Here is a 7,706-nt window from a genome sequence, read left to right as displayed (position 1 = left end):
AGACTCATCATCACGAGTGCCCACACAGATGATTGATTGCTTATTGTTAAAGAGCTTGTCGCTAGTGCGACGAAAGTCATTTATAATCAGTGACTTTCAGAACTAACTCGCTTCATCGTTACCGTGTCGCGTCGTTGTGGAGCGCATTATAGAGATCTGAAAAAGAGCCGCAAGATCTTTTTTAAAGAAAACCGCTCGAACGCTTAGTTTTTCATCAAAATCAGCTTTTTTGCTCATTTAGCGAGCTAAGATCAGATCTTTTGCGGATCCGTCCAGGATCATTGCGCTCTGTTTGCCATGCCTCTTTATTGCCAACATCTCCCCTGACGATTTAATCCACTATCCAAAACCGGTATAACAGCGCGACTCCACTTATAAATGGATGACTGTACTCGGTTACAGGTGACAAGGTTAAAAGATGCATTGGCAATCCGTTAGCCGCTGTAGTAGTAAACAGGGCCGCATTTCAAGAGCAGTTGAGTCCAGGAGCAGCACTTGCGTTTTCACACATCAAACTGTCAGAGATGATTTGACTGTATATAGGTAACAAGCAGGAAACTGATGAACAATGGCAGGCAGTAAGCATCCGATCTTGTAAAGAGAGCAGACAGTCTCATGCATCCAGCGACTAGGTTGTCAAAAAGGTAAAAGCAGAGGCTCGAGTTCCGTCTGTACACTCATTCATCCGAACCTTGATTGTGATGGGCTCACACAACCAAAATTGCGTAACCCCAGAAAGCAAAAAAGCCGGCTGAAGCCGGCTTTTTCTATTCAGTCTGATTATTCAGCTGAAGTTTCCTCAACTGGCAGTGCAGTCTCTGGACGATCTACTAACTCAATGTAAGCCATTGGAGCGTTGTCACCAGTACGGAAGCCACACTTCAGGATACGAGTGTAACCACCTGGACGGGTGTTGTAACGCGGGCCTAACACGTTGAACAGCAGACCTACAACCTCTTTATCACGAGTACGGGCGAAAGCCAGGCGGCGATTAGCCACGCTGTCATTCTTAGCCAGTGTGATCAGAGGCTCAATAACACGGCGTAACTCTTTGGCTTTTGGCAGAGTCGTTTTAATGACTTCGTGCTTCACCAGCGAGCTTGCCATATTACGGAACATTGCAGTACGGTGACTGCTGTTCCGATTTAACTGACGACCACTCTTACGATGGCGCATGATCTATTCCTTCTTACTAAACCAGGAACTGGAATCCGGTTAGTCTTTGTTTACCAGAGAGGCTGGCGGCCAGTTTTCCAGGCGCATGCCTAAGGACAAACCGCGTGATGCCAACACGTCTTTGATCTCGGTAAGAGACTTTTTACCCAGGTTAGGCGTTTTCAGCAGCTCAACCTCGGTACGTTGCACCAGATCACCGATGTACTGAATCTGCTCTGCTTTTAAGCAGTTAGCAGAACGAACTGTTAACTCTAAATCATCGACTGGACGCAACAGAATCGGATCAAACTCCGGCTTCTCTTCACGTTTCTCTGGCTCGCTCTTATCACGCAGTTCTACGAAGAACTCCAGCTGTTCAGCCAGAATCGTAGCTGCACGACGAATAGCTTCCTCAGGCTCAACAGTGCCGTTGGTTTCCATGTCGATAACCAGCTTGTCCAAGTCGGTGCGTTGTTCTACACGGGCAGCTTCAACAGAGTAGGCAATACGCTCTACCGGGCTGAAAGATGCATCCAGTAATAAACGACCAATTGGACGTTCGTCATCCTCTGAGGATACGCGGGCAGATGCAGGAACATAACCACGGCCGCGCTGCACTTTCAGACGCATACTGAATTCAGTTTCGCCAGTCAGGTTACAGATCACATGCTCTGGGTTAACGATCACTACACCGTCACCACGCTGGATATCTCCAGCAGTTACAGGGCCAGCACCTTTTTTAGATAAAGTCAGAGTGACTTCGTCTTTGTCTTCCAGACGAACGGCTAAGCCTTTCAGGTTGAGCAGGATATCGATGATATCTTCCTGCACGCCTTCTTTGGCGCTGTACTCATGCAGCACGCCGTCGATCTCTACTTCAGTCACTGCACAACCAGGCATTGAAGACAGCAGAATACGACGCAACGCGTTGCCCAAGGTATGTCCGAAACCGCGCTCAAGTGGTTCCAAAGTAACTTTGGCACGAGTTGGGTTGATTTTTTCGATACCAACTAATCTCGGCTTAAGGAATTCGGTGACAGAACCCTGCATTTTATCCTCTCTTAAGAAAACGCCTTACTACTTAGAGTAAAGCTCGACGATTAACTGTTCGTTGATGTCTGCAGACAAGTCTGAACGCTCTGGAGCACGTTTGTAAACGCCTTCCATTTTCTTATTGTCTACTTCAATCCAAGTTGGTTTTTCGCGTTGCTCAGACAGCTCTAAAGCAGCACCGATACGGGCTTGCTTCTTCGCTTTTTCACGAACAGCGATCACTTGATTAGGTGACACAGCGTAAGACGGGACATTCACAACGCGACCATCGATCATGATAGCTTTGTGGCTTACCAGCTGACGTGCTTCAGCGCGAGTGCTGGCCAGACCCATACGATACACCACGTTGTCTAAACGAGCTTCTAATAACTGAAGCAGGTTCTCACCGGTGTTACCTTTCAAACGAGCAGCTTCTTTGTAATAGTTACGGAACTGCTTCTCTAATACGCCGTAAATACGACGTACTTTTTGTTTCTCGCGTAATTGTAAACCGTAGTCTGATAAACGACCGCGACGAGCGCCGTGCTGACCAGGAGCAGTAGTTAAATTACACTTTGAATCAATTGCTCTTACGCCGCTTTTCAGGAACAGGTCTGTTCCTTCGCGACGACTTAACTTGAGCTTAGGACCCAAATATCTTGCCATCTTCTTTCTCCAGTAATCTTAGAAGCGCTTGTTACACGCGACGTTTTTTCGGTGGACGGCAACCGTTATGAGGGATTGGCGTCACGTCGGTGATATTCGTAATGCGGTAACCTGCTGCGTTCAGCGCACGAATGGCTGATTCACGGCCTGGACCAGGACCATTTACGAAAACTTCCAGATTTTTCAGACCATATTCCAGTGCAGCAGTACCAGCGCGTTCTGCAGCTACCTGAGCAGCAAACGGCGTTGATTTGCGCGAACCACGGAAACCTGAACCACCAGCAGTTGCCCAGCACAGCGCATTGCCTTGACGGTCAGTGATAGTCACGATCGTGTTGTTGAAAGAGGCATGGATATGAGCCATACCGTCAGAAACTTGCTTTTTAACTCTTTTACGAGTACGAACTGGTGCTTTAGCCATGTCTTACTCCGTCTTATTTCTTAATAGCTTTGCGTGGGCCTTTACGGGTACGCGCATTAGTTTTAGTGCGCTGACCACGAACAGGCAGACTACGACGGTGACGTAAGCCACGGTAACAACCCAGGTCCATTAAACGCTTGATGTTTAATGTGATCTCACGGCGCAGGTCACCTTCAACGGTGTACTTTGCCACTTCGTCACGCAGAGTATCTAACTCAGCGTCAGACAAAGAAGAGATTTTGCGAGTTTCTTCGATACCCACTGCAGCCAGAATGGCCTTTGAGCGGGTTTTACCGATACCGAACACGTAAGTCAGAGAAATGACAGCGTGTTTGTTATCGGGGATGTTAATGCCAGCGATACGGGCCACTAACGTTCTCCTATAAAAGGTTAAAAGGTGCCGATTTGAAAAGCCCGTAAGGATACTCAAACGACGGTTTAATTGCAACAATAAGCCGGGGCTAAACTATAAAGTTCAGCCCTGGCTATATGGTTTTCTGCTGTTAGCCTTGACGTTGCTTGTGCTTAGGCTCTACGCAGATCACACGCACAACGTTGTTGCGCTTGATCACTTTGCAGTTACGGCAGATCTTCTTAACGGAAGCTCGTACTTTCATGACTTAACTCCGCAATTTATCTTAACGGCCGTAGCCTTTAAGATTTGCCTTTTTAAGGACAGATTCATACTGATGAGACATCAGATGAGTCTGTACCTGTGCCATAAAGTCCATAATAACGACGACGATGATCAGTAACGAAGTACCACCAAAGTAGAACTGAACGTTCCACGCCACCATCATGAACTCAGGAACCAAACAGATAAAAGTAATGTAAGCCGCACCTGCCAATGTCAGGCGGGTCATCACTTTATCAATGTATTTCGATGTTTGTTCACCAGGACGAATACCAGGGATAAAAGCACCGGATTTCTTCAGGTTATCTGCTGTATCGCGCGGGTTAAATACCAACGCGGTATAGAAGAAACAGAAGAAAATGATCGCAGCTGCATATAACAAAATATACAACGGCTGACCAGGAGACAGAGTTAAGGCTAATTCCTGCAGGAAGTTAGCAACCATGCCCTCGCCAGAGCCAAACCAGCTGGCAATTGTACCAGGAAACAGGATAATGCTTGAAGCAAATATTGGTGGAATTACACCGGCCATGTTGACCTTCAAAGGCAAGTGACTGCTTTGGGCAGCAAATACCTGACGGCCTTGTTGGCGTTTAGCATAATTAACCACAATACGGCGCTGGCCACGTTCAAAGAACACTACAAACCAGGTAACCGCGACAACAATGGCTCCAATCGCTAATAAAAGCAAAAAGTGCAAATCGCCTTGACGTGCCTGCTCAATCGTCTGGCCAATGGCAGACGGGAAGCCAGCAACAATACCGGTGAAGATTAGCAACGAAATACCATTACCAATACCACGCTCGGTGATCTGTTCACCTAACCACATTAAAAACATGGTACCGGTGACCAGACTGATGACCGCTGTAATGGTAAAACCTAAGCCTGGGTTAACAACTAACCCTGGCATCAGATTAGGCAGACCAGTTGAAATACCGATCGCCTGGACTATTGCTAAGCCTAAGGTACCGTAACGTGTATACTGATTGATCTTGCGTTTACCTGCTTCGCCCTCTTTCTTCAGTTCTGCCAACGTCGGATGAACCACAGTTAACAGCTGAACAATAATGGACGCAGAGATATAAGGCATAATACCCAGCGCAAATACAGATGCACGCTCAAGGGCGCCACCGCTGAACATGTTAAACATTTCAACGATGGTGCCTTTTTGTTGCTCGAATAATTGAGCTAGCACGGCGGCGTCAATTCCAGGAATTGGCACAAATGAGCCCAGTCGAAACACGACTATGGCCAAAAGTACGAACAGCAGACGGGCTTTCAGCTCGCTGAAGCCGCCTTTTGCACTTTTTGAGTCCGAACCTGGTTTTGCCATCGCGTACTATCCTTATTATTCTTCGACTTTACCGCCGGCAGCTTCGATTGCAGCACGCGCACCTTTAGTTACGCGTAAGCCTTTCACTGTGATTGGGCGAGCAATTTCGCCTGACAGTACAACTTTTGCGAACTTGACGTTGCGAGTGATGATATTCGCTTCCATCAGACTGGCTAAATCAGCTACATCACCAGACACCAGTGCCAGCTCGTGCAAACGCACTTCAGCAGATACCAGGCCTTTCAGTGAGGTAAAACCAAACTTAGGCAGACGTTGTTTCAAAGGCATCTGACCGCCTTCAAAACCTGGACGTACTTTACCACCAGAACGAGATTTCAGACCTTTGTGACCACGGCCACCAGTCTTGCCTAAGCCAGAACCGATACCACGACCTAAACGGCGTTTCTCTTTTTTCGCACCTGGTGCAGGAGATAACGTATTTAATAACATTTATTACTCCTCCACTTTAACCATGTAGTACACAGCGTTGATCATACCGCGCACGGAAGGAGTATCTTCCAGTGTGACAGTGTGACCAATGCGGCGTAAACCTAAGCCAACTAAAGTCGCTTTATGCTTCGGCAAACGACCGATGCTTGAGCGAGTTTGAGTCACTTTGATAGTTTTATTTGCCATGACGAATTACCCCAGGATGTCGTCAACGCGTAAACCACGCTTCGCAGCAACCTGTGCAGGCGATTTGATCGCTGACAGGGCGTTGATGGTAGCGCGAACTACGTTGATTGGGTTGGTTGAGCCGTAGCACTTAGACAGAACGTTCTGTACACCTGCTACTTCTAACACGGCACGCATTGCACCACCGGCGATGATACCGGTACCTTCAGATGCTGGCTGCATGTAAACATTTGAACCAGCGTGAATACCCTTAGTTGGGTGATGCAGTGTGTTACCATTTAACTCAACTTGAGTCATGTTACGACGAGCTTTTTCCATTGCCTTTTGAATAGCAGCTGGTACTTCGCGCGCTTTACCGTAACCGAAACCTACGCGACCGTTACCGTCACCAACAACTGTCAGAGCAGTGAAGGAGAAAATCCGACCACCCTTAACAACTTTGGAAACGCGGTTTACCGCTACCAGTTTCTCTTGTAAATCAGATTGTTGTTTAGCTTCTACGTTAGCCATGATCTACTCCTAGAATTGAAGACCGGCTTCACGTGCCGCGTCGGCCAAAGCCTGCACACGACCGTGATACTGGAAACCGCTACGGTCAAACGCGCAAGTATTTACGCCTTTTTCCAGAGCACGTTCAGCAATAGCCTTACCAACAGCTTTAGCAGCGTCGATATTGCCGGTGTACTTCAATGATTCACGGATTGATGCTTCAACAGTGGAAGCAGCAACAATCACTTCAGCATTTGGTGCGATAAGCTGGGCGTAAATGTGACGTGGTGTACGATGTACAACCAGGCGGTTCGCACCTTGTTCGATAATGTTTCTGCGGACGCGTTTTGCACGACGCAGACGAGCAAGTTTCTTATCCATCGTCCTACCCTACTTTTTCTTCGCTTCTTTACGACGTACGTTTTCGTTGCTGTAACGCACACCTTTACCTTTGTAAGGCTCAGGTTTACGGTACGCACGAATGTTCGCCGCGACTTGACCAACCAGTTGCTTGTCAGCACCTTTCACCAGAACTTCAGTCTGGGTAGGGGTTTCAATGGTGATACCGGCTGGAACTTCATACGCCACTGGGTGGGAGAAGCCTAAGCTCAGATTCAACACTTTACCTTCTGCCTTAGCACGGTAACCAACACCAACTAACTCCAGTTTGCGGGTATAGCCTTCAGCGACACCAGTAACCAGGTTGTTGATCAGCGCACGAGCAGTACCTGCTTGTGCGTTAGCGTTTTCGAAACCGTCACGAGGAACAGTACGCAGTACGTTACCTTCAACAACGATTTCTACTGCAGGGTTAACGTTTAACGCTAACTCGCCGTTTTTACCCTTTACTGTCAGGTTCTGACCATTCAGTGTAATAGTTACACCTGCAGGAACCGTGACGGGGGCCTTAGCTACACGAGACATAGTTACCCTCCGTTACGCTACGTAGCCGATGATTTCGCCACCGATACCAACCTTACGGGCAGCACGGTCAGTCATCAGACCCTGAGATGTAGAAACAATAGCTACACCTAAACCACCCATTACTTTTGGTAATTCGCCACGTTTCTTGTAGATACGCAGACCTGGACGGCTGACACGGTCAATGGTTTCGATGACTGATTTGCCCTGGAAGTACTTTAACGTAATTTCCAGTTCAGCTTTTACATCACCTGTTACAACGAAACTGTCGATGTAACCTTCGTCTTTTAATACTTTCGCAATAGCCATCTTCAGTTTTGAAGAAGGCATCTTAACCGCAACTTTCTTGGCAGCCTGGCCATTGCGGATGCGAGTAAACATATCCGCTACTGGATCTTGCAAACTCATAGCTGTTACTC

General features: G+C 47.6%; 13 protein-coding genes. All 13 read right to left on the bottom strand.

The window, feature by feature from the left end; all coding sequences use genetic code 11:
- Positions 1-780: 780 nt before the first annotated feature.
- Positions 781-1,176, bottom strand: coding sequence for a 50S ribosomal protein L17 (rplQ, locus tag WKJ03_RS18425; protein ID WP_337843710.1), 396 nt, complete (start codon positions 1,174-1,176; stop codon positions 781-783).
- A 39-nt stretch (positions 1,177-1,215) separates the two neighbouring features.
- Positions 1,216-2,205 carry a DNA-directed RNA polymerase subunit alpha gene (rpoA, locus tag WKJ03_RS18420; protein ID WP_337843709.1) on the bottom strand — a complete coding sequence of 330 codons (990 nt, stop codon included), beginning with the start codon at positions 2,203-2,205 and terminating at the stop codon, positions 1,216-1,218.
- 27 nt (positions 2,206-2,232) lie between these two features.
- Positions 2,233-2,853: a 30S ribosomal protein S4 gene (gene rpsD / locus WKJ03_RS18415; RefSeq protein WP_337843708.1), complete on the bottom strand. Its 621-nt coding sequence runs from the start codon at positions 2,851-2,853 to the stop codon at positions 2,233-2,235.
- Between the two features lie 31 nt (positions 2,854-2,884).
- Positions 2,885-3,274 carry a 30S ribosomal protein S11 gene (rpsK, locus tag WKJ03_RS18410; RefSeq protein WP_008899098.1) on the bottom strand — a complete coding sequence of 130 codons (390 nt, stop codon included), beginning with the start codon at positions 3,272-3,274 and terminating at the stop codon, positions 2,885-2,887.
- Positions 3,275-3,287: 13 nt separating this feature from the next.
- Positions 3,288-3,644, bottom strand: a complete 357-nt coding sequence (gene rpsM, locus WKJ03_RS18405; RefSeq protein WP_337843707.1) for a 30S ribosomal protein S13 — start codon at positions 3,642-3,644, stop codon at positions 3,288-3,290.
- Positions 3,645-3,777: 133 nt separating this feature from the next.
- Positions 3,778-3,891, bottom strand: a complete 114-nt coding sequence (rpmJ, locus tag WKJ03_RS18400; RefSeq protein ID WP_082335860.1) for a 50S ribosomal protein L36 — start codon at positions 3,889-3,891, stop codon at positions 3,778-3,780.
- Between the two features lie 21 nt (positions 3,892-3,912).
- Positions 3,913-5,241: a preprotein translocase subunit SecY gene (secY, locus tag WKJ03_RS18395; protein ID WP_337843706.1), complete on the bottom strand. Its 1,329-nt coding sequence runs from the start codon at positions 5,239-5,241 to the stop codon at positions 3,913-3,915.
- 15 nt (positions 5,242-5,256) lie between these two features.
- Complete coding sequence (gene rplO, locus WKJ03_RS18390; RefSeq protein ID WP_337843705.1) at positions 5,257-5,691, bottom strand: 50S ribosomal protein L15; 435 nt, start codon at positions 5,689-5,691, stop codon at positions 5,257-5,259.
- A 3-nt stretch (positions 5,692-5,694) separates the two neighbouring features.
- The gene (rpmD, locus tag WKJ03_RS18385; RefSeq protein WP_337843704.1) at positions 5,695-5,877 is read right to left on the bottom strand and encodes a 50S ribosomal protein L30; all 183 of its coding nucleotides are present in this window, start codon (positions 5,875-5,877) and stop codon (positions 5,695-5,697) included.
- A 6-nt stretch (positions 5,878-5,883) separates the two neighbouring features.
- Positions 5,884-6,387: a 30S ribosomal protein S5 gene (gene rpsE / locus WKJ03_RS18380; RefSeq protein WP_337843703.1), complete on the bottom strand. Its 504-nt coding sequence runs from the start codon at positions 6,385-6,387 to the stop codon at positions 5,884-5,886.
- Positions 6,388-6,396: 9 nt separating this feature from the next.
- Positions 6,397-6,747 (bottom strand): 50S ribosomal protein L18, encoded by a 351-nt coding sequence (gene rplR, locus WKJ03_RS18375; RefSeq protein WP_337843702.1) that lies wholly within the window; start codon positions 6,745-6,747, stop codon positions 6,397-6,399.
- A 9-nt stretch (positions 6,748-6,756) separates the two neighbouring features.
- A complete protein-coding gene (gene rplF / locus WKJ03_RS18370) occupies positions 6,757-7,290 on the bottom strand; it encodes a 50S ribosomal protein L6 (protein ID WP_337843701.1) in 534 nt (177 codons plus the stop codon).
- Positions 7,291-7,302: 12 nt separating this feature from the next.
- Positions 7,303-7,695, bottom strand: a complete 393-nt coding sequence (gene rpsH, locus WKJ03_RS18365; protein ID WP_337843711.1) for a 30S ribosomal protein S8 — start codon at positions 7,693-7,695, stop codon at positions 7,303-7,305.
- Between the last annotated feature and the right edge of the window lie 11 nt (positions 7,696-7,706).

This window comes from Rheinheimera sp. (assembly GCF_037442525.1).
Taxonomy (GTDB): Bacteria; Pseudomonadota; Gammaproteobacteria; order Enterobacterales; family Alteromonadaceae; genus Pararheinheimera.
Note: the sequence above shows the minus strand (reverse complement) of the source record. Positions and strands in the feature narration are given on the sequence as shown.